Origin of the sequence: Microbacterium foliorum, from assembly GCF_006385575.1 — a bacterium.
GTDB classification, from domain to species: Bacteria; Actinomycetota; Actinomycetes; order Actinomycetales; family Microbacteriaceae; genus Microbacterium; species Microbacterium foliorum_B.
On sequence record NZ_CP041040.1, the window covers coordinates 2,921,303 to 2,945,968 of the forward strand.

The window sequence follows — 24,666 nt, forward strand, 5'->3', positions numbered from 1 at the left end:
GCGACTCAGCGCGTCAGCTCAGCAGCGTCAGCTCAGCGGCGTCGATTCCGTGGCGTCCGACGATGAGCGACGGGCCACGAGACGACGAACCAGGAGGATCCCTCCGCCGAGCCCGAGGAGTCCGAGTGCGAGGATCCAGGTGACGCCGGGGTCGTAGCCGGTGGTCGCAAGGTCGCCGTCGGCCGCACCTCCGTCCGAACCGGAACCAACGCCCGACCCCGAGCCCGAATCAGACCCCGAGCCAGAGCCCGCACCGGGATCGGTGCCCGGTGCTTCGTCGTCGATGCGCACCAACCCGTCGACCGCCGCCCGGATCGCCGCTGCCATGGCATCCACGTCGGCCTGGTCGGCTGCCGTCAGCTCCCGCTCGACGGCGGAGATCGCGCGGTTCAGCGCGGCGACGCTGTCAGCCGTGAACGGGCTGAGGTCGGCCGGCACCGCTGCGAGCGCCGCATCGACCGCGGAGTAGTCCGCAGGGCGCTCGGCGACCGGAACGATGTCTGCCGCATAGGGCGTGAGCGGGTTGTGGATGGTGACCTCGCGGATCTGCGCATCGGCGAAGAAGTCGAGCGCCTTGACCACGATGCGGTCGCCGTACGACTCCACGATCAGACCGTTGTTGACGTCGCCGATCGTGACCTCGCTGATGCCCTCCGTGTTCTCACCACGCGCGTCCCACCCCACGTGCATCGCCACCGTGTTGACCGACCAGAATCCGTCGGGGTGTCCGTCCGCCGTGCGGCGCTGCACCGCCCAGTCACCCAGAGTCGCGGGGTAGTGGGTGTGGCCACTGAACACGACAGCGTTCGGGTAGTTGCCGAGGATGCTCGTGAGGCGGTCGTTCATCAGGTGGTGGTCGTGGTACCAGGGGATCCACGATGCGGAGACGGTGTCGCCGAGCGGGAAGTGCGTGTTGACGATCACCTGCGAACCCTGCGCCGTCCAGTGAGCGAGGCGCTCCTCGAGGAACTCCACCTGCTCGTCGGTCATCGCGACGTCGGACGGGCCGCTGATCTCCTGGCCGATCGTGATCACCGGCACCTGACCGCCCGGACCGCTGAGCACGTACTCGGCATACGCCTTGTCGCGCTCGGCGAACGCGAGGAACCGCTCGAAGTTCGACGCGAAGCCTCCGCTCGCATAGCGCTCGTGGTTGCCGATCGATGTGACGGTGGTCTCGGGTCGGATCGCGGTCGTGTTCTCCATGACCTGGTAGATCTCGTCCCATTCGGTCGAGGTGCCGGAGTTCACGAGATCTCCGACGATCAGCAGACCCGCGGGGTCGGGAGCGAGCTCGTGCAGATCGTTGAGGCCGTGTTCGAAGTCCTGGGGGTGACCCTGGATGTCAGACACCGTCCACAGCGTCGTCGCCTCCTCCTCGGTCGCGAGCGCGCCCTGGCGCACGGTCACCGAGTCGATCGCCCAGTAGCGGGCGCCCGCATCCGGTGCGTCGAGCTGCCACTGGAATCGCACCTCGGCAGCGCCGACCGGAACGTCGATCGCGATCTCCTGCATGTAGTTCAGCTGCAGCGGGTCGTAGCCGTCGGCCACGGATGCGGAGTCGAGGCGCAGCACCTCCGCCCAGTCGCCTCCGTCGAAGCTCGCGCGGACGACGCCTGTCTGCGCGGGAGCACCGCGATAGTGACTGTCGAACGAGAGCTCCAGCGAGCGCAGGTACTCGACGTCGACAGCAGCGCTGGTGAGCGTCGAGGAGAAGGGCAGCGCTCCGAACTGCTGGGCGTCGGCGACCGCGAAGCCGGCGAGCGGGCGGGCGAAGCGTGCGCGCATCTCGTCGACATTCGCCGTCCACTCGTCACGCGTCGTTGCGGACCAGCCTCGGTAGTCGGCGGTGCCGACGCCGTCCATGGTCGAGGCGGACTCCACCGACCAGCTCTCGGGCAGCCCGGCGTCGAAGCCCTCGCGCAGCAGCACTCCATCGGTCGCGACGCCCGTCGTCACAGAATCGATGTCGACGGCGGCCGCGGGATCGCCGGGGTTCAGCTCGCCGCCGGCAGCGCTCACGGTCACGGTCTGCTGTTCGGCGAGAGGCTCGTAGCCGTCTGCGGCGAGGAACCAGAGCGTGTAGCTGCCGGGAGCGGCAGGAACCTCGAGATCGATGAATCCCGATGCGCCGGGGGCGTACTTCCAGGCGACGGAGACCTGACCGTCACCGCCGGGCACCTCACCGTCGCGGTAGAACCCGATCCAGTTCGTGTCGTCGGGGCTCTCGGTCGCGTACTCGATGCGCACCGTGCTGCCGGCGACGAGGGCGCCGGTCGGCACCTGGAACGACGACTCGGCGGCCGCGACCACCTCGTGCGGCACCGCGGCCGGCACCTGCGCGCTCGCGGCGATCGGGCTGGCGACCAGCACGGCGGACAGTGCGACGCCGACCAGGGCGACACCCCTGGTTCGGGTCTGAGGTCGGGAGGGATGCATGGGTGTCGTCCTTTCGAGACGAGTGGGCTGATGTCTCGAGCGTCGCCGCGGCCACCCAACCGCGGATGCACGGAAGGTGAACGGACGGCCACATCCGGCCTCCCCGACCGGATCCTGCTGGACGCGTGCGCACAGCAGTCCACCGCAGAGAAGCCCGACCGGGTCGAGAGCCGGGCCGTCGGCTCGTCTCAGTTGGCCTGTCTCGTCAGAGAGGTGCCCTGCAGGGATGCCTGCACCTGGAACGACATGGTGTCTGCCAGATACCGGTCGTCGCCCGCCTCGATGGCGCGACCGTCTGCCGCGTAGCTGACCCGGTTCACCCGGAGCAGCGGACTCGACCGTCGCACCTCGAGCAGTCGCGCGTCTTCGCTGGATGCGGCGATCGCATCGATCGAGTGCTCCCCGTGCACCATGCGCACGCCGTGGTGCTCTTCGAGCGCGCCGACGACCGACGATTCCTCAGGCGACAGCGCCTCGATCATCGGCGCGATCCATGCCGGATAGGCCGTGCGCTCGAGCATCACGACGCGTCGATTGAGCAGGCGCAGTCGCACGACCTCGAGCACGTCGCCGGCGCGGGACCCACCGCGCAGCTGCCTCAGCTCGAGGGCCGTGGGGGCTCTGCGGCGCTGCGACACCACTCGTCCCCCCGGCTCCATCCCGCGGCTCCGGGCCCACTGCGCGAAGGATCGCATCTCCGAGAGGCGCTGGCTCTGCACGGTGGTGCGCACGAGCCAGCCCGATCCGCGGCGGGGCGCGATCGCTCCCTGACGGGCGAGCAGCACGAGTGCGTTGCGCACCGTGCCGCGGGAGACTCCGTAGGTGCGCGAGAGCTGTTCCTCGGGCGGCAGCATCCCGCCCTCGTCGAATGCCCCGTCGATGATCTGGATGCTCAGATCGCGCGCGATCTCTCGATAGCGATGCATGTGACGTCTCCTCCCGACCTCGCCGCCCGGAACAGGGCCGGCACGCCGCCGTCAGCGTATCCGCGCTCGGCCGGCGGAGAGTCCTCTGCCGGCCTGCGGCTGCACACGTGCACGCACCTGTCCATCGGACTTCAGCTGCCGGCCGACTGTCGTTCACCTCAGGTTCGCGGACGGACGCCGCACTGCTCGTATCGTCGGGTCGGATGGGCTGAGCGATCGCTCGAGGTCGCAGACCGGAGGACGCCCCATGCCCGACCGCACACCGCACTCAGCCGATGCGATACCAGCCGAATGGGCCGTGCTCAGCGACATGGACGGCACGCTCCTCGACACCGAGAGCACCTGGCTGCTCGTCGTCGAGGAGTTCGTACGGCGGCACAGCGTTGCGGACGACCCCGCTCTCGTGTCAGCCCTGCAGGGCTTCGACCTCGACCGCGCGGCTGCGACGCTGCGCAGTCACCTGTCGCTCGAGATGACGACGGCAGCGGTCGCCGACGAGCTCGATCGTCGGTCGATCGAGGCCTATGCCGGGGGCGTCTCGTGGACTCCCGGCGCTCGATCGTTGCTGGCTGCCCTCGCCGCAGCGCGGGTGCCGCTGGCCCTCGTGACCTCCTCGCCTCGGCACTGGGTGCAGCGATTCGCGCAGACCGTCGACCTGTCGGTGTTCGACGTGATCGTGACGGCAGACGACACCCCGCGCACGAAGCCCGCGCCGGATCCCTACCTTCGCGCCGCCGCGAGTCTGGGGATCGCCGCACAGAGATGCATCGCACTCGAGGACTCCCTCGTCGGCGCGACATCCGCCGTGGCCGCCGGCTGCACGACCGTCGTCGTCGGAGGCGGGAAGGGGGTTCCGGACACCCTTCAGGTCACCTCGCTGATCGCCGTGGATGTTCGGATGCTGCGCGCGGTCGCCAGAGGATCGATGCCCTCCTAGGCTGGACGAATGATCGGGGAGTTCTTCTACGGCATCCGCACTCTGCTGCGCGGCTTCGGCACGTGGCGACGCCGCCCCGGCCTCATGGCCCTCGGACTCGTGCCCGGACTCATCGCGGCGCTGGTGCTGCTCGCCGGTCTCGTGCCGCTCGCCCTGTCGCTCGCGCCGATCTCCGACGCCGTCACGCCCTTCGCAGACGGCTGGATCCCCGCCTGGCGATCGGTCTTCAGAGCCGCTGTCGGCATCGTGATCTTCGCCGCCGCGCTCGCCCTCGCGAGCGCCGTGTTCAGCGCGCTCGCCCTGACGATCGGCGACCCGTTCTACCAGCGGATCTGGCGTGCGGTCGAGGCCGACCTCGGCGATGCACCGCCGTCAGACGGCGGCGGATTCTGGATGGCGGTCGGCGAGGGCCTGCGCCTCGTGGTCCTCGGCATCCTGATCGCGATCCTGGTGCTGCTGCTCGGACTCGTGCCGCTCGTCGGAGGGGTGCTCGGGGCGGTCGGAGGTGTCGTGCTGTCGGGGCGGATGCTCGCACGCGAACTCACCGGGCGAGCCTTCGACGCCCGCGAACTCACCCCCGCCGACCGTGCCGTGCTGTTCCGCGGCAGTCGCGCGCGGGTGCTCGGCTTCGGTGTCGCGACGCAGCTCTGCTTCCTGATCCCCGGCGGCGCGGTCGCCGTCATGCCCGCCGCCGTCGCGGGTGCCACGACTCTCGCGCGCACCATGCTGGAGCGCACTCCCCTGGCGCAGACTCCCCCTCCTCCCGCTCAGCCCGCACCCCCCGCACCGCCCGCACCGCCCGCACCGCCCGCACCGGGCAGCGTCTCCGCGCCCCTGCCGCCGCCCGCCGGATCAGGGCACGTCTGATGCCAGAGGGCGACACCGTCTTCCGCACGGCCAGACGTCTCGACGAGGCGCTGGTCGGTGCCGAGGTGGCGCGCTTCGACCTCCGCGTCCCGCGCTTCGCGACCCTCGACCTGACGGGTCAGCCGATCGTCTCCTCGATCGCCCGCGGCAAGCACCTGCTGCTGCGCATCGGCGACAGCACACTGCATTCCCATCTGCGCATGGACGGGGCCTGGCTGGTCTACCGGGCGGGTGAGAGGTGGCGGCATCCGGCGTTCAAGGTGCGCGCGATCGTCGGCACCGCACAGCGCGAGGCGGTGGGCATCGACCTGGCCGAGATCGAGGTGGTGCCGACCCGCGATGAAGACGAGCTCGTCGGATATCTCGGACCCGATCCTCTCGGCCCCGACTGGGACGCCGCCGAGGCCGCGAGGCGCGTGACCGCCGACTCGCGCAGCATCCACGTCGCCCTGCTCGACCAGCGCAACGTCGCAGGGTTCGGCAACGAGTACGCGGCAGAACTCCTGTTCCTGCGCGGGATCCTGCCGACCACTCCCGCCCCCGAGGTCGACGTGCCCGCACTGCTCGACCTCGGCGTGCGCACGATCCGAGCGAACCGCGATCGTCGTCACCGCACCTTCACCGGAGTCGATCGACCTGGTCAGGGAACCTGGGTCTACGGCCGTGCCGGCAAGCCCTGCCGCCGCTGCGGAACCCTCATCAAGCGGGGCGAACTGGGCGCGGATCCGACCCGCGAGCGCATCACCTTCTGGTGCCCCGTGTGTCAGCGATGACTCGGATCCATGCTCGGGAATGAATCCGGCACACCCGTGGTTATTGATATATCCGGAGAACTCCGGAACACGGGGAGGAATCGTGGGCAAGAACTACGTCGACATCGAGAACGACCAGGGCGCGACGCTGCGGTATCGCAAGCACGCCAACGGTCGCGGTCTCGTCGCGCATGGCGCGAAGGTCCATCCGAAGGCGCATGTTGAAGCGGGCGCCTACATCGAACCCGGCGCGCGTATCGGCGCCGGGGCGACCATCGCCCGCGGCGCATGGATCGAACCGGATGCCGTGATCGGCGAGGGTGCGCACGTCGATGCGCACGCACACATCGGCCAGGGCGCTGCCGTCGGAGACGGCGCACACATCGGAGTCCGCACCGAAGTCGGGGCCGGTGCACGGATCGTGCGCGGTGCTCGCATCGGCGACGACGAGACGGTCGCCGCCGGTCTGACGGTCGCCACCGACCCGAAGGGGCTGTGGCTCGCGGCCTGATCACGGCCGCGGACTCAGACCGCCTCACGGCATCCGCCGGGTACCCTGGAGCACATGGCGACTCAGGGACGACGACCGGCAGGGCGTGCCGGCAAGGGCTCGCCCGTGCGACGCAACAGGGCGGCACCGGCGCAGCGGTTCCCGCCGCCCAAGCCGCCGAAGAAGACCGCCAAGGTCGTGTTCGATGCGCCGGAAACCGAATCCGACGAGCCCCGGACGTTCCGGCTCGGAGTCGTGCCGGGCGCCACGCCCGGCAAGTGGATCGACGCCTGGAAGCAGCGGATGCCGCACGTGCCCGTCGAGATCGTGCCAGTGGAGGTCGCTGATCAGCGCGAGGCGCTCGACGACCTCGATGCCGCCCTGGTGCGTCTGCCGCTGAGCGACGAGAACCTGCACATCATCACCCTGTACGACGAGGTGCCCGTCGTGGTCGCCTCGATCGATTCGCACCTGCTCGCAGCCGATGAGCTGACCATCGCCGACCTCGCGGGGGAGATCGTGATGATCCCCACCGACGACCCGCTGGGCCCGATCGACATCCCCGGTGCCCTCTCCCCGTCGTTCGCGCCGCTGACCGTCGCAGACGCCATCGTGACCGCTGCCACCGGAACCGGGATCGTGATCCTGCCCATGTCTCTCGCGCGCATGCACCACCGCAAGGATGCCGGCCATCGCCCCCTGGTCGATGGTCCGACGTCGACGGTCGCCCTCGTGTGGCGCCGCGACCACACCACCCCCGACGTCGAGACGTTCATCGGGATCGTGCGTGGTCGCACATCCAACTCGTCGCGATGACGCGAGCGTGACGTCTCACTGACCTCTGCGACGGCGACCCCCTCCGGTCGTCGTTAGACTCTCGTGGTGGTCTCGCTTCTCTACGTCTGCGTGCGCCCCGAGCTCGGGGCGGCGGATGCCGAGCACGCCTCGTTCCGACGGGCGCTCGGCGTCGACGTCGTCGACCGCCTCGACCTGCTCGCCGAGCCCCTCGACGCCGCCCGCCTCGCGCGGTACAGCGGCGTCGTGGTCGGCGGCTCACCCTTCAACGTGAGCGACGTCGAGAAGTCGGCGGCACAGCTCCGCGTCGAATCAGACCTCGAGCACATCGCCCGGCTGGCCATCGAGGGCCGGATCGCGGTCTTCTTCACCTGCTTCAGCATCGGCGTGGTGACGCGGATGCTGGGCGGCGAGGTCACGACGGACACCCCTGAGGCGGCCAGCGCCACCGTGATCGAGACGACCGAGGCCGGCGCGGCCGATCCGGTGTTCGGCCCGAGCTCCCCCGCCCTCACCGTCTTCACCGCCCACAAGGAGAGCGCCGCCGCTCTGCCACAGGGCGCGGTGCTGCTCGCCACGAACGACACGTGCCCGGTGCAGGCGTATCGGGTCGGCACTCACCTGTACACGGCGCAGTTCCACCCTGAGCCGACCCCGAGGGACTTCGCCGACCGGATGACGTTCTACCGCACCACCGGATACTTCGACCCCGACGAGTTCGACGAGGTGCAGGGGCAGGTGCTCGCGGCATCGGTCACCGAGGGCGCGGCACTGCTGCGCCGCTTCGCGCAGACGTTCGCGGCAGCCTGACACGACCCTGTCTCCGCGCAGGTCAGGAGAAGCCCGCCCGCAGGCTCAGCCGCGCAGCAGCTCCACGCGCTCGCGAAGGTATGCCTCGAGAGGCATCCATCCGCCGGCGCTGCTCCATCGCACCGACGGCACGGAGTCGATCATCGCGAGCGGTCCCGATTCCCCGCCCGCATCCACCGCATCGAGGTCGATCACCGTCCACCCGATGTGCACGACCTCGCCCTCGTCGAATCCGCCCCGCAGCGCCAGCGCACGTCGCTCGGCGCGCTCACGCGCGGACTCGGCCGTGTAGCCGCGGCGTCCGGGGTCGGCAGCGCGCAGCACCTCGGCGGTGGCCAGAGCATGCGTCTCGGTGAGCAGCAGCACTCCGATGTGCCAGGCTGCGCCCACGCGGACGATGCGGCGTCCGCGCCATCGTGAGTCCCGCTCTTCGCCCAGCCCCTCCTGCGGCAGGCCCGAGAGTGCACGCACGGCGTCGGCGATCAGCGCGGATGCCGTCGTCACAGCTCTCCCTGGGGTCGCGCCCGAACCAGCGCCGGGTCGACCAGTCGTGCGGCGTCGCCGCGGATCAGCATGCCGAGCAGCGGGAAGAGCAGCACCGACAGCATCCCCGCGCCGACGAGTGCGGCGGCCGTGCCGGTGTCGATCATCTTCTGGTCCACTCCGATGGCCGTCACAGCGACGATGATGGGCAGCCCTGTGGCGGCCAGCAGCCCGAGCGCCGTGCGGTCTCTCACACTCGATCCGGGCGGGGCCGAGAGCTGTGCGGTGGTGCCGCGGAGCACGAGCAGCGCGACGAGGAACAGGGGCAGCATCAGCATGGCCGCAGACGAGCCGGCGAGCGCCTGGAGGTCGAAGTTCACGCCGGTGTAGAGGAAGAAGATCGGCACGAAGAGCCCGAACGCGATGGCCTCGAGTTTGGTCTCCATCGCCGCGGCGTCCTTCTCGGGCGCCCGCGCCATGATGATGCGCCACACGGCCCCAGCGACGAAGGCGCCGAGCAGCATGTCGAGGTCGAGCATGACGCTGAGACCGACCAGCGCCGCGATGAGCAGCACCACGAAGCGCACGCCGAACTGGTCGGAGGTGTGCAGCGTGGCGCGGACGAAGGCGTGCAGGCGCCCGTGCTGCATCCGATGGGCCATCAGCACGGCGAGACCGGCCAGGGCCACGAAGGCGAGCAGCACGGCCGCGGCGAGCGGTGTGGTGCGGGTGCTGAGGAAGAGCGAGATCGCGATCAGCGGCAGGAACTCGCCGACAGCCCCGATCACGGTGACCGCGCGGCCGAACGGAGTGTCGGTCTCCTTCGCATCCCGCAGGATCGGCATCAGCGTGCCGAGTGCGGTGGAGCTGAGCGCGATGGCGATCACGACCATCCCCTCGCCGGGCGCGAGGAAGAAACCGATCGCGATCCCGAGCACGACGCTGATGATCCATCCGACCGAGGCCCGCACCAGCGGGCGCCCGGAGACGGCCCGGAAGTCGATCTCGGATCCGGCCATGAAGAAGAGCATCGCCAGGCCGAAGTCGCTGAGCTTCTCGAGGATGGGCGTCGGCTCGACCCAGCCGAGCACGGCCGGCCCAGCGAGAATCCCCAGCACGAGCTCGAACACGATGATCGGCACCCGGATGACGGGTCGGATGCCGCGCGCGAGCAGCGGCGCTGCCACGGCGAGCAGCGGGATCAGCACCAGTCCGAGATCGCCCGCGTCCACGCTCTCAGAGTAGCGACCCCGCAGCGACGATTCGCCCGGTGGTCGCATCCACGGCAGAATCGATGCACACCCCCGAGGAGCCCCCATGTCTCAGCCCGACACCGCCCGCCTGCTGATCGCCTGCGACGATCAGCCCGGCATCGTCGCCGCCGTCGCCGGAGTGCTCTCCGCCCACGGAGCGAACATCATCTCCCTCGATCAGCACTCCACCGACTCCGAGGGCGGTCGGTTCTTCCAGCGCACCGTGATCCACCTCCCCGGTCTCTCCGCCGCGCGCACGGCACTCGAGGCCGACCTCGAGCCGATCGCCGAGCGCTTCGGCATGGAGTGGTCGCTGCACGACACCGCCCGCCGCAAGCGCGTCGCGATCTTCGTGTCGAAGTACGACCACTGCCTGATGGAGCTGCTGTGGCGCACACAGCGCGGCCAGCTCGACATCGACGTGACGATGGTCGTCTCGAATCACCCCGACCTCGCCGAGTCGGTGCGGTCGTTCGGAGTGCCGTTCGTGCACATCCCCTCGGGCGACAAGCAGGCGATGGAGCAGCGCCAGCTCGAGCTGCTCCGCGGCAACGTCGATCTCGTCGTCCTCGCCCGGTACATGCAGATCCTGAGCGATGAGTTCATCACGGGTCTGGGCGCCCCCGTCATCAACATCCACCACTCGTTCCTGCCCGCCTTCATCGGGGCCAACCCGTATGCCAGGGCGAAGGACCGCGGCGTCAAGCTGATCGGCGCGACCGCCCACTACGCCACGGCGGACCTCGATGAGGGACCGATCATCGAGCAGGACGTCACGCGCGTCACGCACTCCGAGTCGGCGGCCGAGCTGCAGCGCCGTGGTGCCGATGTCGAGCGCCTCGTGCTCGCGCGCGCCGTGCAGTGGCATGCCGAAGACCGCGTGATCGTGCACGGCCGCTCGACCGTCATCCTCTGAGACAGGCGTCTCGGGCTCGGCTAGCCGGTCACATCGACGGCGAGACCCCGAGATGCCACCGCGAGTCGTCTGTCATTCGTCCAGAGTTCGGTGCAGGACGACAACTGAGCGGCAGCGAGGTGCACGGCATCGGGAGTCTTCAAGCCGAAATCTGCGCGCAGCTCCGCCGCCCGTATGAAAACGGCCGCGTCGAGATCGACGGTCTCGATGCGATCGAAGAGGGCCAGATATCGATCTCGAACCTCGACGTTGCGCTCACGGAGGGGTCCGACGAGACACTCCTGCAAGGCGAGCGGACTCGACGCCACGGGTGCATCGACTTCACTGAGAGCGCGCCGCACGGAGTCTCCTCGCGGGCCGCGGTCTTCGAGAGCGTAGATCAGGATGCAGGAGTCGAGGTAGATCATTCCCAGGCGTCTCGGTTCTCGTCGATCTGAGCATCGAGTTCCGTCGCGGCGCGAGCGAGGCGTTCAGGCAGCGGGTTCTCTTGCATCCACTCGACGAGCAGTCTCCCACTGCGCACGACATCGACCGGACCGATGGGGACGATTCGAGCCACCGGGGTACCCCGCTTCGTGATCACGACGTCGCTGCCCGCCTGGGACTCTGCGATCAGTCGCGACAGGCCGTTGCGCGCCTCGAGGACGTTGTGGGTGGACATGCACGCCATTCTAGCCAGATAGCTAGCCAGGTGCAATGGTCAGGCGTTCGCGGGCACTCCCGCCACCAGCTCGGCGAAGGTCTCCGCCGCACTGGAATATCGGGCGAGCGGCGCTCCCTGACCCATCCAGAGCGACTGCAGCTCGCCCAGATTCTGCTCACCCGCCGCGGCGCGGAACTTTCCGGTGAGCCAGTTCTGCATCGGGAACGGCGCGATGATTCCGCCCGCCTCGATCGCGCGCACCGCCCGGTTGCGCACGCCGCGGGCGAGGCGCCCGCTCATCGCCCGCGTGAGCACGGTGCCATCAGCGGCTGTCGAGCGGATGGCGTCGCGATGCGCCTGGTTCGCCGCCGACTCGGTCGTCGCCAGGAAGGCCGTGCCGACCTGCACGGCCGAGGCCCCGAGTGCGAAGGCGGCCGCGACGCCGCGCCGATCGGCGATGCCGCCGGCCGCGATGACCGGCACGTCGACGGCATCCACGACCTGCGGCACGAGCGAGAAGGTGCCGATGAGCGACTCTTCGGCCGGGCGCAGGAACGACACGCGGTGGCCTCCGGCCTCGAAGCCGGTCGCGACGACGGCGTCGACCTCCGCCTCGGCGAGGACGACGGCTTCAGCGACGGTCGTCGCCGTTGCCACGACGCGGATGCCGCGCCGATGCGCCTCTTCGATGATGTCGCCGGAGGGGATGCCGAAGACCGTGCTGAGCACGGGCGGCGCAGACTCCCAGATCGCGTCGAGCTGCTCGTCGAGCGGGGGCATGTACCGCTCGGGTCGCGCCGGCACCTCGAGACCGACCGCGTCGTAGAACGGCTGCAGCGCCTGCGCGAACACGGTGTGCTGCGGGTTCGGCTCGACCTCGTCGCCGGTCGGCAGCCAGATGTTCACGGCGAACGGGCGCGAGGTCGCCTTCCGCAACGACGCGACGGTCGAGCGGATGCGGTCGCCGTCATAGCCGTACAGCCCGTAGCCGCCGAGTCCGCCCGCGTCGCTCACGGCCGCGGCGAGCCCGACGGATGAGAGCCCTCCGAACGGACCGAGGAAGATGGGGTGTTCGATGCCGAGCAGCGCACGCAGGTCAGTCATGTATCGAGGCTATCTCCGCTGTCCAGCCCCGAGGCGAGCGCTGACGCCCGATCCTCCGCTCGGATGCCGGTGATAACCTCGGCGTGAGGGATAAGGGAGGCGCGCATGAGCGAGTGGTTCGGGCAGATGCTCGGCTTCGTCGCGGCCGCGCTCGGGATCATCGCGGTGCCCGATGCCGCAGCCCTCGGTGTCGCCATAGCGCTCATCGCCCTGACGACGCTCACGATCGCCGTCGCGCTGAGCCTGGCACCGCCCTCGCCGAGCACCGCTCCGCATCCGCTGCGAGCGATCGACGTCTCGACGCTGCTCGCGCAGAGCGATCCTGATGCCGCCGGTCACCCGCGCCCTCGTGCGCCGGGAGTCGCCGTTCCCGCGTAGTCCGTCCTCGTACGGGACTGCGCGGCTTTCGCCGACCCTTCCCGACACACGAACGGACTTCCATGGACATCTTCGCCTTCCCACCCCTCACTTTTCTGCTCGATGCGGCGTACGGCGCCCTCGCCGGGCTCTCCTCGCTGCTCGAACCTGTCGCCGGAGCCTCCGCCGCAGCCCTCGCTGTGGTGCTCGTGACGCTTCTCGTGCGCGCCCTGCTGATCCCCGTCGGCGTCTCACAGGCGAAGGCCGAGCAGACCAGGGCGCGCCTCGCGCCCCGGCTGCGCGAGCTGCAGCGCCGACACAAGAAGAACCCCGAACGCCTGCAGAAGGAGATGCTCGAGCTCTATCGCTCCGAGAACACGTCTCCGTTCGCCGGCATGCTACCTGTCCTCGCGCAGGCTCCGGTCGTCGGCATCCTGTACACGCTGTTCATCCGCCCGGACATCGCGGGGCATGCCAACGACCTGCTCACGCACGACCTGTTCGGTGCGCCGCTGGGAACGAGCCTCGTCTCGGCCGTCTTCGGCGGCACGGCGACGCCTGAGACGCTGCTGGTGTTCGGCGCCCTGATCGCCGTGATGATCGCGGTGGCCGAGATCACGCGGCGGGTCTTCCGGCCGGCCGCGGTCGAAGACGACTCGCCGCTGAACTCGCCGACCATGCTGAGGGTGACAAGCGCCCTGCACTATCTGACGGCCGTGTTCGCCGTGTTCGTGCCCCTCGCGGCCGCGCTCTACCTGACGGTCACCGTCGTCTGGACGCTGGTGCAGCGCATGCTGCTGCGGCGACGCTATCCCCTGCCCGTGCCGGCCGCGGTCACGGGCTGACGGTTCGGGTGATCAGTCGGGCAGCGGGATCGGGGCGGTGAACGGCCCGGGCTCGTCGTCGCGGTCCGCGACGTCGGGTGCGGCGTCATCGTCCCGTCCTGCTGCGGCCTCGTCTCGACGCCGCTGACGCCGAACCCCCAGAGTCGTGCCCACACTCGCCGCGACGACCAGTGCGATCGCGAGCATCCTCAGCGGAGTCGCCGACTGGCCGAGGATCAGCCATCCGGCGAGCGTCGCGAACGCGGGCTCGAGGCTCAGCAGTACGCCGAACACGCGCTGCGGCAGGCGACGGAGCGCTGCGAGCTCGAAGCTGTAGGGGAGCACCGACGACAGCACGGCGGTGACTGCGGCGAGCAGCAGCAGCTGCATGTCGCCCGCGACGGTGACGGCCGCCGGCACCCCGACCGGGATCAGCAGCACCGCAGCCACGACGAGTCCGACCGCGAGGCCGCTCGTGCCGGGGATGATCGCACCGACGCGCGCGCTCATGCGGATGTACATGACCCAGAAAGCCGCTGCGATCAGGATGAAGACGACGCCGACGGGGTCGAGCGGCTCAGCGCCGATCAGTCCGTCGACGCCGAGGAGCACCATGCCGAGCAGCGCGACGCCCACCCAGGCGGCATCGGCCAGGCGCCTGGTCAGGACGGCCGCCAGCACCAGTGGACCGAGGAACTCGATCGCGACGGCCGGCCCGAGCGGGATGCGGTCGATGGCCGCGTAGAAGAAGCCGTTCATCGCCGCGAGCGCGACTCCGAACAGCACGGCGGCGAGCCACCGCGCCCTCGTCCAGCGCAGCGGCCGCGGGCGCACGATGACGACCAGCAGCAGCGCCGCGATCGCGACGCGCAGCGACGTCACGCCCCACGGGCCGAGCACCGGGAACAGCTGGGCCGCGACGGCCGCGCCGAACGGCAACGACAGGCAGGAGCAGATGACGAGTGCGACGCCCACGAGCGGGCGGGACGACGCGGACTGCTTCACCCCGCAAGCCTACGACCCGGGGAGATCCCGGCGAACTCGGGCGGTCAGAGGTGCTTGCCTCCGGTGACAGCGAGCACTGCCCCCGAGGTGAACGACGACTCGGCCGACGCGAGGTACACGTACGCACCGGCGAGCTCTGCCGGCTGCCCGGCGCGGCCGAGAGGTGTGTCGGAGCCGAAGGTCTTCACCCGCTCGTCGCTCCACCCGGTGGCCGGGATCAGCGGCGTCCAGATGGGCCCTGGGGCGACGGCGTTCACACGGATGCCGCGCTCGCCCGCCTCTTCGGCGAGCGCCTTCACGAACGCGACCTGCGCGGCCTTCGTCATCGCATAGTCGATGAGGTTGGGCGACGGCTCGAAGGCCTGCACGGACGACGTCACGATGATGCTCGACCCCGGCTCCAGATGCGGGTACGCGGCCCTGGCCGAGTACAGCAGACCGAAGAGGTTCGTCTCGAACACGCGGCGCAACCTGTCGGTCTCGAGGTTCTCGAAGCCGTCGATGTCGTGCTGATATGCGGCGTTCAGCACCAGGATGTCCAATCCGCCGAGGCTGCTCCTCGTCTCGGAGACCACCTCCGTCGCGAAGGCCTCGTCGCGCAGATCTCCGGCGAGGCTCAGCCCCTGCCTGCCCTCGGCGCGGACGAGTTCGATCGTCTCATCGGCATCCGACTGTTCCTCGGGCATGTGCACGATCGCCACGTCGGCTCCCTCGCGGGCGAAGGCGATCGCGACGGCCCGGCCGATTCCCGAGTCACCGCCCGTGATCAGTGCTCGACGACCCTCCAGCCGCGCGTGGCCCACGTACGACGTCTCACCGTGGTCGGGCACAGGGCGCATCTGATCGGTCAGCCCCGGCTGGTCCTGCTGCTGAGCGGGGAACTCCTCCTCGCGGTGCTGGCTGCGGGGGTCGGGCGTGCTGTCTGCCATGATGTCTCCTCTTCCTCGCGACGGGCGACCACCGTTCGTGGCGCGAGTCGGGCGTCAATCGAGACTTGCGGCCTCTCGACGCCCTCGGCAGGGGGTTGACAATCCGCGCCTCGATCGAGGATCGAGGATCGGGGCAGCGAGGATCGGGGCAGCGAGGATCGGGGACCGGATGAAGCCCGCGGCCGAAGTCAACCCCCTGCGAGCGAATTCTCGGTCGCATATCCTGACAGGGACTGCGAGGAGACCCACCATGAACGCACGACACATCGACGACCGTTCCGACGAGGGCTACACCCCCACGACCACCCACGCCGAGTTCGGCGAGGGCAACCCCCGACTGCGGGTCACCCGTGACGGCGAGCGCGCGGAGTTCGCCCTCGAGGTCGACGTGGTGCGCATCGGCTCGGCCGCCGACAACGAGCTGCGGCTCGAGGGTGCCGACCCCGTGCATGCGACGATCACGCACGACGACCGCGACGAGTATGTGCTCGAGCTGCACGGCGAGGGCGAGATGAACAGCAACCCCGACGCCACCGCCACGCACCCGGGTGACCGGTCCCAGACGCTGCGCACGGGTGCGCGCTTCACTGTCGGAGAGTGGGAGCTCGTCTACGCACGCGACGAGTTCGCCGACCACGGTCGCCCCTTCGGCGGCCGCCTGGGTGGCGAGTACTCCGACCAGCCGCTGCAGCCGTCGCGGCCCGACTACTCCGACGAGGCGAACATCGAATCGGACGCACCGACGCACGCCGACGCCGCTGAGGAGAAGTGACCGCAGAGCAGTCGTCGCTGGATCGACTGAGCGAGGTCGCCGCTGAGCGCGGGTTGCGCATCTGCGTCGTCGAATCTCTGACCTCCGGGCGTCTGGCGAGCGCGATCGGCGCGGGCGACAGTGCCGGCGACTGGTTCGCCGGCGGCATCGTCGCCTATCTCACCGACGTCAAAGAGAACCTGCTGGGTCTCACACCGGGAACCGATCCGTGCTCGGCCGAGTGCGCCGAGCACCTCGCTGAGAGCGCGCGACAGCTTTTCGACGCCGACGTCTGCATCTCGACCACCGGCGTCGGAGGCCCCGAGCCCGAAGGCGGGCACGACCCCGGCACCGTCTTCCTCGGGTGGGCGACAGGCGACGGAGTCGGTCATCGGATGCTGGCGCTCACCGGCGATCCGCAGGAGGTCCTCGACGAGACGGTCGACACCGCGATGCGGCTGCTCACCTTCCACGCCGAGGGCATCAGGCCCGCAGGCCCCCGGCGCTCAGGAGCGTCATCACCCGTGCAGGACGAGCGAACCCGCTGAGAGCCCTCCGCCCTCCGTCGAATCCCCGCTCAGCGCCGGGTTCAGCGCAGGGTTCAGCGCAGGGTTCAGCGCAGGGTTCAGCGCAGGGTTCAGCGCAGGGTTCAGCGTCCCGGCACGAGTCCGATGCGCAGCGGCGCGCCGGGAGCGGATGCCGCGGCGATCGCCTCGTCGATGGCTGCGAGCTGCCGCACCTCGCCGACCGCATCCGCGAACGGGTAGGCCCGCCCTCGTCCGGCGAGGAATCCGACGGCCTCGGCCAGCTCGGTTCCGGTGTAGTTGTGCACGCCGGTGACGGTCACGAGTCGACGCACGATGCTCTCGGCGTCGAAAGGTACGGACTCTGCGGGGAAGACGCTTCCGACGAGCACGACCGTCCCCCCGGTGCCGACGCCGTCGATGGCCTCGGACACAGCATGCCCCGAGGCCTCGATCACGATGTCCGGATCGCGGTCGATGGGGCCGGCACCGAAACGTGCGGCCAGCGCGAGTCGCGCAGGCGCGGGGTCGAGCACCTCGACCGTCGCGCCCTGCTCCACCGCGATCGCTGCGGCGGAGAGCCCGACGAGTCCCGCTCCGTGGATGCGCACGGCTGCGCCCTCGAGGTCGTGGTCGCGCGCTGCTATGGCGACGGCGGCCCAGGCGGTCGCGGTCGCGCACGATGCCGGCGCGAGCACCGACGCCGGCAGGGACTCGGGCACCCGCACGATCGCGGTGCCCGCGCGCACCTGGACGTGCGTGCCGAAGGCCCCGGTGAGGTCGCCGTGCACGCCTATGCGGTCGTGGCCGTATTTGCCCAGCGTGCGGCACTTCTGCGGAACGCCATGGGCGCACCGATCGCAGGTGCCGCAGGAGATCGTGACCGACCAGACCACTCGGTCGCCGATGCGCACCGGTGTGCCGTCGACGGCGACCGCCCCTGCGTCGCCCATGGCGATCACACGTCCGACGCACTCATGGCCGAGCACCAGGGGCACAGGCGCCGAGCGCCGCCCCTGCACGGTGTGCACGTCGGACCCGCAGATGGTCGACATCTCGACGGCGACCAGCACGTCGTTCTCGCCGAGAGCGACACCGGGCACCGCGATGGTCTCGTGCGGGTGCCCTTCGCCGATCCACACCATCGCCGTGGCTGCGGGGCGCAGGGCGACGTCGCGGCGATGGCCGGGAGGTCGGATCAGCACGGTTCCCATGTCGGCCCCTCAGGCGGTGGGCACGAGCGGAAGCAGCCCGCGCTCGGCGAGGGCGCTGCGAAGACGCGTCACGTCCGGTAGCACGACATCGGCGCCGGCGAGCTCGAGGGCACTCGAGTCGTGGGCACCCGTGAGTACGCCTGCCACGAAGCCGGCACCGGCGCGGCGCCCTGATTCGACATCGCTGACGGTGTCTCCCGCGACGGCGACCGACGCGACCGACGAGGTCTGAGTGCGCAGCAGCGCCGTGAGCACGAGGTCGGGAGCAGGGCGGCCCCGCCCCGCATCGACCGGCGAGAGCGCCAGGTCGACGAGGTCGTTCCATCCGAGACCGTCGATCAGCGCGTCGCGGGTGACGGGCGCGAACCCGGTCGTGAGCACGACGGTCAGACCGGCATCCTTCAGGCTCTGGATCGCGTCCGCAGCTCCTGGGATCTCGGCGACCCCCTGCTCGGCCACGATCTCGGCGTAGGCGCCCTCGAACGCCGCCGTCGCCTGTTCGGCCGCCGCCCGGTCGCCACCCGCGAGACGCGTGAAGACCTCGATCTTGGACTGCCCCATGGTCGCGCGCACGTGGGCGAGCGCGTCGTCCCACGGCATCCGGTCGGCGACGCCGGTGCGCTCGGCGGCGCGCTGGAACGCCGTCTCGACGACCCCGTCGTCGAGCACGGTCGTTCCTGCCATGTCGAGCACGACGAGTTCGAGTGCCGAAGGTGCGGAGAGGTGAGTGGTCATGAGGTTCCTTCCATTGCAGGTGCCCACCCGAAGGCGGCGGTGAGATTCTCTTCGGCGAGCCCCAGACCCGTGGTCATTCCGATGCCGGTGGTCGCGGCGAGCACCAGCACCCCCTCCTCGACCCTGTCGATGAGGAAGTCGTGCGGCGCCTTGGCGTAGACGCCCTGCCAGCGCTCCAGCACCCGCAGTGCCGGCATGTCGAACAGCGCCTCCGCCTCGGCGAGGAACGCGGTGAACGCCGCCTCCGGCTGGAACGGCTCTGGTGCGCTCGATGTGGCGTGCGAGTCGCCGATGATGAGCGTGCCGTCGGGCAGCTGCGTGTACATCTGATTCAGGTCGAGCGCCGCGAGGTCAGGGCGCTCCGCGTGCAGGCGCTCCCGGAGGGCGCCGGTCGCCGCACCGTCGGCGAAGCGTCCGTACCGCACGAGCGACCAGCCGGTCAGCAGCGGGGCCGCGAGCGGATGCCGGAACGTCACAGCCGCGCGCATCATGTCGAGCGCGCACCGCTCCACGCCGGCGCGCTCGGCCACCTCGGGCAGCAGCTGGTCGACGTCGTGATTGACCGCGACGACGACAGCGCCGGCCGTGATGGTGCCTCTGGTCGTCTCGACGCGTCGTCCGGCGACGGACGTCACCGCGGTGCGGAAGCGGAAGTCGACTCCGTGCGCGGCGAGGTGTCGGACGATCGCTGCCGCGGCGGTGCGCGGATCGGTCTGCAGATCGGTCTCGATATGCGCGCCGCCGACGAGCGCCTCCGCACGCAGCGGGGCGAGACGCAGCAGCTCGTCGGTCTCCAGCATCCGGATGCCGCCGTCGGTTGCCGCCTGCTCGAGCACGGCGATCTCGTCTGCGTGTCGAGCGGCGACCAGCGTGCCGCATTCGCGCAGCCAGAAGCCCGCATCGTGAGCGAGGCGCAGCCACAGGTCACGGGAGAGGTCGGCGTAGCGGCGCGCATCGCCGGTCTGCGCACCGATGCAGAGATGCCCGAAGTTGCGGATCGTCGCGCCGACCGGCGCATCCGCCCTGTCGACGACGATCACCGTCAGGCCGCGTCGAACCGCGGCATAAGCGGCGCCGAGGCCGATGATGCCCGAGCCCACGACGACGAGGTCCGCGCTGTCATTCGCTCTGCTGTCGCGGTTCATCGGAACACCTTTCGCATCCACATCGCGAGTCCTTCGACGACGAGCACCGTGACGAGGATCATCAGCACGATCGCGGTCACCGTCTCGTAACGCGAGCCCTGGCTCGCGTTGAGCAGGTAGTAGCCGACTCCGCCGCCGCCGACGATGCCGAGGATCGTCGCCGCGCGGATGTTCGTGTCGAGCATGTAGAAGCTGTGCCCGATGAGCGCCTGCATGCCCTGGGGCACGGTAGCCGAGGTATAGGTCTGCAGGCGGGTGGCGCCGACCGCTCGGAGCGCGCGCTCGGGGCCGCGGTCGACCTCTTCGAGAGAGTCGGCGATCAGCTTGCCGAGCAGTCCGATGCCGCCGATCGCGAGGGCGATGACTCCCGCCTGCGCGCCGAGCCCGGTGATCACCACGAGCACGATCGCGAGGATCAGCTCGGGGATGCCGCGGATGCCGACGAGCAGGAACCGGGCGACGCCGCGTGCACCCGGGCCGGGTGCGACGTTGCTCGCCGCGAGCGAACCGAGGATCAGCGACGGCAGCAGGGTGAGTACGGTCGCGGCGAGTGCGATGGCGATCGTGTCGCGCATGGCGGCGATCATCGCCGACGCCTCGTAGCTGCCGAAGGACGGCGGCCAGAACTTCGCGGCGACGTCGGGGAGCTTGGCCCAGAAGGTGAAGAAGTCGAGCCAGTTGATCTGACTGACGACGACGCTGCCGATCACGACGAGCACCGCGACGACGATGCCGCTCGTGTTGCGCACGCGCTCCGCCGTCCACGGCCGACGCACCGCGGTCTGAGGGCTGGCTGCCCATGCGGGTGGTGCGGTCGTGCTCGTGCTCGCCGAGCCGCTGAGGCGAGGGTGGATGATGCGGTCGATCCACGACCGGGTCTGCCGCTGCTGGCCGAGCATCGCCCCGCGCACCAGGCTCGAGACGATCTCCATCGCGACGCACAGGATGAAGATGACCAGCGCGATGCCGAGTCCCTTGCCGTAGTTGAGCGACTTGAACGCGTACGACATCTCGAGCCCGAGGCCCGCCACGCCCACGTAGCCGAGCACGACGCTGCCGCGCAGGTTGATGTCGTTGCGGTGCAGCACCGTCGCGACCCAGCTCGGCAGCACCTGCGGAAGGATGCCCGAGGCGAACTCCTGCATCTTCGATCCGCCGGCTGCGCGGATCGCGAGGCGGGGGCCCTCGTCGATCTGCTCGATCGCGTCGGCGAACATCTTCGAGATCATGCCGATCGAGTGGATGCCGATGGCCAGGATTCCGGGAAGCGTGCCGAGCGAGAACATGAGCACGAACGCCATGGCGAGCACGACGTCCGGCAGCGCGCGGGTGAGGACTCCGACGAAACGGGCCGCCGCACGCCATCCGTTGCCGGGGGTCGTGTTGGAGGCAGCGAGGTAGGCGATCGGCACCGAGAGCACGGCGGCGAGCAGCGTGCCGACGAGCACCAGCCCGACGGTGAGAGCGATCAGCCACGCGAGGTCGGCGGGCTCGGGGAACGAGAGTCCGCCGACGCGCGCCATGAAGTTCTCGGCGTTGCCCCAGCTCTGCACCATCGCCGGGATCGAGATGCCGACCTCGTCGACCGCGAGGATGCCGAGCACGAGGAGAGCCACCAGGGTGAGTCCGGCGGCGATGCGCTCGGCCGAGATCGGACGCCGCGGCGCGCGATCGGAGACGGTGGAGCGTCCGGGAGTCGCGGGCGCAGCGGGTGCGTCCGAGAGCACGCTCACGAGACGCGGGCCTTGTCGATGTCGGCGATGTCGACCGTGATCTCAGTGAGCTCGTCCTGCACGGCACGGATCTCTGCGGTGGTCGTGGCGACGCGACCGTAGATCTCCATGACCTCGGCCTTGGTGAGGTCGCCGGTCGGTGTGTCGAGCACGATCTCGCCGTGGCGCAGACCGACGATGCGGTCGGCCCACGAGATCGCGAGGTCGACCTGATGCAGGCTGCAGACGACGGTGAGGCACTCGTCTGCGGCGATCTCGCGGATCAGCGCCATCACCTGATCGCTCGACTCGGGGTCGAGCGAGGCGACGGGTTCGTCGGCGAGCAGGATGTCGGGCTTCTGCATCAGAGCGCGGGCGATGGCGACGCGCTGCTGCTGGCCGCCCGAGAGGGTGTCGCTGCGCTGGTAGGCGCGGTCGAGGAGTCCGACGCGGTCGAGGTGTTCGAGGGCGCGCAGCTTCGCCGCCTTCGAATAGCCCCAGAGCCCGAGTCGCGGTCCGCGGATCTCCGACAGCGATCCGGTGAGCACGTTCTCGAGCACGGTGAGGGAGGGCACGAGCTCGAACTGCTGGAAGATGAATCCCACCCGACTGCGGAGGCGGCGCAGCGCCTTGCCCTTGAGCGTCGGCACCTGGGATCCGAGCACCTCGATCTCGCCGGAGGTCGGCACCTCGAGCCCGTCCAGGTGGCGCAGGAGAGTGGACTTGCCCGAGCCGGAGAGTCCGAGCAGCACGACGATCTCGCCGCGCGACACCTGCAGCGACGCGTTCTTGAGCGCCGTCGTCGAGCCGAAGGTCTTCGTCACGCCGTTCAGGCGGATGAGGGCATCGGATGCCGTGTTCATGTCAGTTCTCCTCGTGATTCGCTGCAGTTCGATCGTTGAGCGAGCGAAGCGAGACGAAACGCGGTGGGGGCCCCGACGCGTTTCGTCTCGCTCGCTTCGCTCCCTCGCTCAACGAACGGGAGCGAAGCGGGTGCAGGGCGTCAGCCCTGGCACTGCTCCGCGTCGGTCTCCTTGCAGATGTCGCGGATGAGGTCGTAGTACGCGTCGTCGACCGGCTTCGTGGCGAAGAAGACGCTGCGGAACGAGTCGCTGTCAGCACTGTCGACGCCGGCGGCGATGATGTCGTCGATCGTGACCTCCGACAGGCCGTCGACGAGTTCCTTGGCGACGTCGTCGGGCAGCGCCGACGCGTAGACGAGCGGAGCACCGGGCACCATGGTCTCGTCGATGACCTTCACGGCATCCGACTTCTCGACCTCGGAGTCCTCGGCGAAGCCGACCTCGCACTCGACGCCCTCGCCGACCTTCTGCACGCTGACGTCGTGCTTGCCCGCGAAGACCGGGGTGATGTCGGTCTTCGGGTCGATGCCCGCCTCGAGCAGGTTGTACGACGGGAAGAGGTAGCCCGAGGTCGACGACGGATCGACGAAGCAGACCTTCTTGCCCTTGAAGTCCTCGATGCTCGAGATGTCACTGTCGGCGGGCACGATCGCCTGCGAGTAGTAACCGGGCTCCTGGCCCTCTTCGGTCACGATCGACGAGATCGGGGTGAGCTTCGCACCGTTGTTCGTGGCGGTGACGTAGGTGAAGCCCGAGAACGAGGCCACGTCGACCTTGCCGGCGACGGAGGCTTCGATGAGTGCCGCGTAGTCGGTGGACTCGTGGTATTCGACCGACTTGCCGGTGATCTCGGCGATGTAGTCCATGAGCGGCTGGTAGTTCGTCTCGGTGTCGACCGAGTCGGGCACGACGCCGAAGACGAGCGTGTTCTCGTCGACTGCGAAGCCGCTCGTGGTCGCCGATGCGTCGGCGTCGGACGCGCCGGTGGCCTCTGCGGTGCCTGAGCAGGCGGCGAGGCCGAGCGCGAGGATCGCGGCACCGGCGAGTACGGGGAGAGCGCGGAGCTTCATGAGGACCTTTCAGAGTGGGAGGGGTGATCCACGAGCAACTCTGACAGGACAACGGTCGAGATATATACCTAACTTGCAAGAGTTCAAGGTCCGTTCACCCTGTCTTTCCCGGAATGAACATCGACAGAACACGGCACCCACCTTCGAGGTCAGCAAGTAGTATGCCTATGTGGCCGAAGCTGTATACACCCAGATCGCAGACGACCTGCGCGCCCAGATCGCGGCGGGCACTCTGCGCCCCGGCGACGACGTGCCCACCGAGTCGGAGCTCGCCGAACGCTGGCACACGTCGCGCGGTCCCATCCGCAACGCCCTGGCGGCTCTGCGCAGCGAGGGCCTGATCGAGACCGGACGTGGCCGCCCCGCTCGTGTCGTCTCCCGCAAGGCGAGTCAGGCCGTCGACATGTCGGTGCCGTTCACGCGCTGGGCCCGCGATCTCGGCGTGACTCCCGGCGCGCAGACGCAGGAGCTGAGCCTTCGCCGCGCAGGCGACCGCGCCGAGCTTCTCGGCGTCTCCCCCGATGACACGATCGTCGGCGTCGTGCGGCTCCGCCTGCTCGACGGTCGGCCGACGATGCTCGAGCGCCTGTTCTACACCGAAGCCGTGGGGCGCCGACTGCTCGACGTCGACACCGACGCGATCTCGATCACCGAGTACCTGGGGTCGGTCGGGCACCCGATCGTCGGACTCGAGCACCAGATCGACGCGGTCGCGGCCGATGATCAGGATGCCGCTCTGCTGCGGGTGCCACGGGGGACGCCGATCCTTCGGCTCAGCCGGATCTCTCGCGACGCGAGCGGACGCATCTTCGAGGCGTCCGAGGATCGCTACCTCAGCGAGGTGGTGCGATTCACAGTCGCGGCGTCCGGGATCTCGACGGACGGGCACTACATGCGTGCGGTGGGCGGCTAGGAGCCAGCCGGTCGACGTCGATTCCTCGACGGGGAGAATCCTCGGAGGGAAGAACCCTCGGAGGGAAGAAGCCGATCGCGAGCGCGCTGGGGATCAGATTCCAGAGATCGCGCTCGCGATCACAGCGCTGGGGATGCGCTATTTCTGGGGTATGCCCAATGTATGCTCCCGGCTACACCATGGAACACGGTCTATAGTCGAGACCTACC

The 24,666-nt window shown here is 69.6% G+C and carries 27 protein-coding genes; 12 read left to right on the plus strand and 15 right to left on the minus strand.

Translation table 11 applies throughout. The features are described 5' to 3' along the window. Positions 1 to 27: 27 nt before the first annotated feature. Both FIV50_RS14115 and FIV50_RS14120 read right to left on the minus strand, forming a co-directional pair. Complete coding sequence (locus FIV50_RS14115) at positions 28 to 2,439, minus strand: DUF4073 domain-containing protein (protein WP_140037969.1); 2,412 nt, start codon at positions 2,437 to 2,439, stop codon at positions 28 to 30. Between the two features lie 188 nt (positions 2,440 to 2,627). Beyond that, positions 2,628 to 3,365, minus strand: coding sequence for a GntR family transcriptional regulator (locus FIV50_RS14120; RefSeq protein WP_140037970.1), 738 nt, complete (start codon positions 3,363 to 3,365; stop codon positions 2,628 to 2,630). Positions 3,366 to 3,612: 247 nt separating this feature from the next. On the opposite strand from FIV50_RS14120, the gene FIV50_RS14125 reads away from it, so the two are divergent. From FIV50_RS14125 to FIV50_RS14150, 6 genes are all read left to right on the plus strand, one after another. After that, positions 3,613 to 4,302, plus strand: coding sequence for an HAD family hydrolase (locus FIV50_RS14125; protein ID WP_140037971.1), 690 nt, complete (start codon positions 3,613 to 3,615; stop codon positions 4,300 to 4,302). Positions 4,303 to 4,311: 9 nt separating this feature from the next. Then, the gene (locus tag FIV50_RS14130; RefSeq protein WP_140037972.1) at positions 4,312 to 5,169 is read left to right on the plus strand and encodes an EI24 domain-containing protein; all 858 of its coding nucleotides are present in this window, start codon (positions 4,312 to 4,314) and stop codon (positions 5,167 to 5,169) included. Next, the gene (locus tag FIV50_RS14135; protein ID WP_140037973.1) at positions 5,169 to 5,942 is read left to right on the plus strand and encodes a DNA-formamidopyrimidine glycosylase family protein; all 774 of its coding nucleotides are present in this window, start codon (positions 5,169 to 5,171) and stop codon (positions 5,940 to 5,942) included. The genes FIV50_RS14130 and FIV50_RS14135 overlap by 1 nt, the downstream gene beginning before the upstream one ends. A gap of 82 nt (positions 5,943 to 6,024) precedes the next feature. Further along, positions 6,025 to 6,432 (plus strand): DapH/DapD/GlmU-related protein, encoded by a 408-nt coding sequence (locus FIV50_RS14140; RefSeq protein WP_042540126.1) that lies wholly within the window; start codon positions 6,025 to 6,027, stop codon positions 6,430 to 6,432. A 54-nt stretch (positions 6,433 to 6,486) separates the two neighbouring features. Further along, positions 6,487 to 7,227: a LysR family transcriptional regulator substrate-binding protein gene (locus tag FIV50_RS14145; protein WP_181164230.1), complete on the plus strand. Its 741-nt coding sequence runs from the start codon at positions 6,487 to 6,489 to the stop codon at positions 7,225 to 7,227. A 66-nt stretch (positions 7,228 to 7,293) separates the two neighbouring features. Then, complete coding sequence (locus FIV50_RS14150; RefSeq protein WP_140037974.1) at positions 7,294 to 8,016, plus strand: glutamine amidotransferase-related protein; 723 nt, start codon at positions 7,294 to 7,296, stop codon at positions 8,014 to 8,016. A gap of 45 nt (positions 8,017 to 8,061) precedes the next feature. On the opposite strand, the gene FIV50_RS14155 is transcribed toward FIV50_RS14150, so the two are convergent. Both FIV50_RS14155 and FIV50_RS14160 read right to left on the minus strand, forming a co-directional pair. After that, positions 8,062 to 8,520, minus strand: a complete 459-nt coding sequence (locus FIV50_RS14155; protein ID WP_140037975.1) for a glutaminase — start codon at positions 8,518 to 8,520, stop codon at positions 8,062 to 8,064. Then, positions 8,517 to 9,731: a cation:proton antiporter gene (locus tag FIV50_RS14160; protein WP_258184286.1), complete on the minus strand. Its 1,215-nt coding sequence runs from the start codon at positions 9,729 to 9,731 to the stop codon at positions 8,517 to 8,519. The genes FIV50_RS14155 and FIV50_RS14160 overlap by 4 nt, the downstream gene beginning before the upstream one ends. An 85-nt stretch (positions 9,732 to 9,816) precedes the next feature. Here FIV50_RS14160 and purU point away from each other — a divergent pair, with 85 nt between their 5' ends. Then, a complete protein-coding gene (purU, locus tag FIV50_RS14165) occupies positions 9,817 to 10,668 on the plus strand; it encodes a formyltetrahydrofolate deformylase (RefSeq protein ID WP_140037977.1) in 852 nt (283 codons plus the stop codon). 20 nt (positions 10,669 to 10,688) lie between these two features. Here purU and FIV50_RS14170 read toward each other — a convergent pair whose 3' ends face one another. The 3 genes from FIV50_RS14170 to FIV50_RS14180 are packed head-to-tail and all read right to left on the minus strand — an operon-like array spanning position 10,689 to position 12,415. Further along, on the minus strand, positions 10,689 to 11,075 hold the full coding sequence (locus FIV50_RS14170; protein ID WP_140037978.1) for a type II toxin-antitoxin system VapC family toxin: 387 nt from the start codon (positions 11,073 to 11,075) through the stop codon (positions 10,689 to 10,691). Next, a complete protein-coding gene (locus FIV50_RS14175) occupies positions 11,072 to 11,329 on the minus strand; it encodes a type II toxin-antitoxin system Phd/YefM family antitoxin (RefSeq protein ID WP_181164231.1) in 258 nt (85 codons plus the stop codon). Before FIV50_RS14175 ends, FIV50_RS14170 begins: the two co-directional genes overlap by 4 nt. A gap of 39 nt (positions 11,330 to 11,368) precedes the next feature. Beyond that, positions 11,369 to 12,415, minus strand: coding sequence for an NAD(P)H-dependent flavin oxidoreductase (locus FIV50_RS14180; protein ID WP_140037980.1), 1,047 nt, complete (start codon positions 12,413 to 12,415; stop codon positions 11,369 to 11,371). A gap of 105 nt (positions 12,416 to 12,520) precedes the next feature. Between FIV50_RS14180 and FIV50_RS14185 the strand changes: the two genes are divergently transcribed. Both FIV50_RS14185 and FIV50_RS14190 read left to right on the plus strand, forming a co-directional pair. Further along, complete coding sequence (locus FIV50_RS14185) at positions 12,521 to 12,793, plus strand: DUF6412 domain-containing protein (RefSeq protein WP_056373984.1); 273 nt, start codon at positions 12,521 to 12,523, stop codon at positions 12,791 to 12,793. A 62-nt stretch (positions 12,794 to 12,855) separates the two neighbouring features. Continuing rightward, positions 12,856 to 13,617, plus strand: a complete 762-nt coding sequence (locus tag FIV50_RS14190) for a YidC/Oxa1 family membrane protein insertase (RefSeq protein ID WP_140037981.1) — start codon at positions 12,856 to 12,858, stop codon at positions 13,615 to 13,617. Positions 13,618 to 13,629: 12 nt separating this feature from the next. Here FIV50_RS14190 and FIV50_RS14195 read toward each other — a convergent pair whose 3' ends face one another. Together FIV50_RS14195 and FIV50_RS14200 are read right to left on the minus strand one after the other, a co-directional pair. Next, positions 13,630 to 14,601 (minus strand): EamA family transporter, encoded by a 972-nt coding sequence (locus FIV50_RS14195; RefSeq protein WP_140037982.1) that lies wholly within the window; start codon positions 14,599 to 14,601, stop codon positions 13,630 to 13,632. A gap of 44 nt (positions 14,602 to 14,645) precedes the next feature. Next, on the minus strand, positions 14,646 to 15,530 hold the full coding sequence (locus tag FIV50_RS14200) for an SDR family oxidoreductase (RefSeq protein WP_140037983.1): 885 nt from the start codon (positions 15,528 to 15,530) through the stop codon (positions 14,646 to 14,648). A gap of 250 nt (positions 15,531 to 15,780) precedes the next feature. Here FIV50_RS14200 and FIV50_RS14205 point away from each other — a divergent pair, with 250 nt between their 5' ends. Further along, positions 15,781 to 16,302: an FHA domain-containing protein gene (locus FIV50_RS14205; protein WP_140037984.1), complete on the plus strand. Its 522-nt coding sequence runs from the start codon at positions 15,781 to 15,783 to the stop codon at positions 16,300 to 16,302. Beyond that, positions 16,299 to 16,829, plus strand: a complete 531-nt coding sequence (locus FIV50_RS14210; protein WP_140037985.1) for a CinA family protein — start codon at positions 16,299 to 16,301, stop codon at positions 16,827 to 16,829. The genes FIV50_RS14205 and FIV50_RS14210 overlap by 4 nt, the downstream gene beginning before the upstream one ends. Before the next feature lie 101 nt (positions 16,830 to 16,930). On the opposite strand, the gene FIV50_RS14220 is transcribed toward FIV50_RS14210, so the two are convergent. From FIV50_RS14220 to FIV50_RS14245, 6 genes are all read right to left on the minus strand, one after another. Next, positions 16,931 to 18,019 carry an alcohol dehydrogenase catalytic domain-containing protein gene (locus FIV50_RS14220; RefSeq protein ID WP_140037987.1) on the minus strand — a complete coding sequence of 363 codons (1,089 nt, stop codon included), beginning with the start codon at positions 18,017 to 18,019 and terminating at the stop codon, positions 16,931 to 16,933. Between the two features lie 9 nt (positions 18,020 to 18,028). Beyond that, entirely contained in the window at positions 18,029 to 18,754 is a 726-nt protein-coding gene (locus FIV50_RS14225; protein ID WP_140037988.1) for an HAD family hydrolase, read from the minus strand. Then, a complete protein-coding gene (locus FIV50_RS14230; RefSeq protein ID WP_140037989.1) occupies positions 18,751 to 19,899 on the minus strand; it encodes a TIGR03364 family FAD-dependent oxidoreductase in 1,149 nt (382 codons plus the stop codon). Before FIV50_RS14230 ends, FIV50_RS14225 begins: the two co-directional genes overlap by 4 nt. Then, positions 19,896 to 21,632, minus strand: coding sequence for a phosphonate ABC transporter, permease protein PhnE (phnE, locus tag FIV50_RS14235; protein ID WP_181164232.1), 1,737 nt, complete (start codon positions 21,630 to 21,632; stop codon positions 19,896 to 19,898). The genes FIV50_RS14230 and phnE overlap by 4 nt, the downstream gene beginning before the upstream one ends. Continuing rightward, positions 21,629 to 22,474 (minus strand): phosphonate ABC transporter ATP-binding protein, encoded by an 846-nt coding sequence (gene phnC, locus FIV50_RS14240; RefSeq protein WP_140037990.1) that lies wholly within the window; start codon positions 22,472 to 22,474, stop codon positions 21,629 to 21,631. The genes phnE and phnC overlap by 4 nt, the downstream gene beginning before the upstream one ends. A gap of 140 nt (positions 22,475 to 22,614) precedes the next feature. Beyond that, positions 22,615 to 23,544, minus strand: a complete 930-nt coding sequence (locus tag FIV50_RS14245) for a phosphate/phosphite/phosphonate ABC transporter substrate-binding protein (RefSeq protein ID WP_140037991.1) — start codon at positions 23,542 to 23,544, stop codon at positions 22,615 to 22,617. Between the two features lie 169 nt (positions 23,545 to 23,713). Between FIV50_RS14245 and FIV50_RS14250 the strand changes: the two genes are divergently transcribed. Next, positions 23,714 to 24,457 (plus strand): GntR family transcriptional regulator, encoded by a 744-nt coding sequence (locus FIV50_RS14250; protein WP_140037992.1) that lies wholly within the window; start codon positions 23,714 to 23,716, stop codon positions 24,455 to 24,457. The last annotated feature ends 209 nt before the right edge of the window (positions 24,458 to 24,666 follow it).

Excerpts from the sequence above, each read along its gene's own strand:
- FIV50_RS14115 (WP_140037969.1), bottom strand. The coding sequence starts at position 2,439 with ATGCATCCCTCCCGACCTCAGACCCGAACCAGGGGTGTCGCCCTGGTC.
- FIV50_RS14225 (WP_140037988.1), bottom strand. The coding sequence starts at position 18,754 with ATGACCACTCACCTCTCCGCACCTTCGGCACTCGAACTCGTCGTGCTC.
- FIV50_RS14170 (WP_140037978.1), bottom strand. The coding sequence starts at position 11,075 with ATGATCTACCTCGACTCCTGCATCCTGATCTACGCTCTCGAAGACCGC.
- FIV50_RS14175 (WP_181164231.1), bottom strand. The coding sequence starts at position 11,329 with ATGTCCACCCACAACGTCCTCGAGGCGCGCAACGGCCTGTCGCGACTG.
- FIV50_RS14125 (WP_140037971.1), top strand. The coding sequence starts at position 3,613 with ATGCCCGACCGCACACCGCACTCAGCCGATGCGATACCAGCCGAATGG.
- FIV50_RS14145 (WP_181164230.1), top strand. The coding sequence starts at position 6,487 with ATGGCGACTCAGGGACGACGACCGGCAGGGCGTGCCGGCAAGGGCTCG.
- FIV50_RS14135 (WP_140037973.1), top strand. The coding sequence starts at position 5,169 with ATGCCAGAGGGCGACACCGTCTTCCGCACGGCCAGACGTCTCGACGAG.
- purU (WP_140037977.1), top strand. The coding sequence starts at position 9,817 with ATGTCTCAGCCCGACACCGCCCGCCTGCTGATCGCCTGCGACGATCAG.
- FIV50_RS14185 (WP_056373984.1), top strand. The coding sequence starts at position 12,521 with ATGAGCGAGTGGTTCGGGCAGATGCTCGGCTTCGTCGCGGCCGCGCTC.
- FIV50_RS14230 (WP_140037989.1), bottom strand. The coding sequence starts at position 19,899 with ATGAACCGCGACAGCAGAGCGAATGACAGCGCGGACCTCGTCGTCGTG.
- FIV50_RS14220 (WP_140037987.1), bottom strand. The coding sequence starts at position 18,019 with ATGGGAACCGTGCTGATCCGACCTCCCGGCCATCGCCGCGACGTCGCC.
- FIV50_RS14180 (WP_140037980.1), bottom strand. The coding sequence starts at position 12,415 with ATGACTGACCTGCGTGCGCTGCTCGGCATCGAACACCCCATCTTCCTC.
- FIV50_RS14120 (WP_140037970.1), bottom strand. The coding sequence starts at position 3,365 with ATGCATCGCTATCGAGAGATCGCGCGCGATCTGAGCATCCAGATCATC.
- FIV50_RS14200 (WP_140037983.1), bottom strand. The coding sequence starts at position 15,530 with ATGGCAGACAGCACGCCCGACCCCCGCAGCCAGCACCGCGAGGAGGAG.
- FIV50_RS14205 (WP_140037984.1), top strand. The coding sequence starts at position 15,781 with ATGAACGCACGACACATCGACGACCGTTCCGACGAGGGCTACACCCCC.
- phnC (WP_140037990.1), bottom strand. The coding sequence starts at position 22,474 with ATGAACACGGCATCCGATGCCCTCATCCGCCTGAACGGCGTGACGAAG.
- FIV50_RS14245 (WP_140037991.1), bottom strand. The coding sequence starts at position 23,544 with ATGAAGCTCCGCGCTCTCCCCGTACTCGCCGGTGCCGCGATCCTCGCG.
- FIV50_RS14190 (WP_140037981.1), top strand. The coding sequence starts at position 12,856 with ATGGACATCTTCGCCTTCCCACCCCTCACTTTTCTGCTCGATGCGGCG.
- FIV50_RS14130 (WP_140037972.1), top strand. The coding sequence starts at position 4,312 with ATGATCGGGGAGTTCTTCTACGGCATCCGCACTCTGCTGCGCGGCTTC.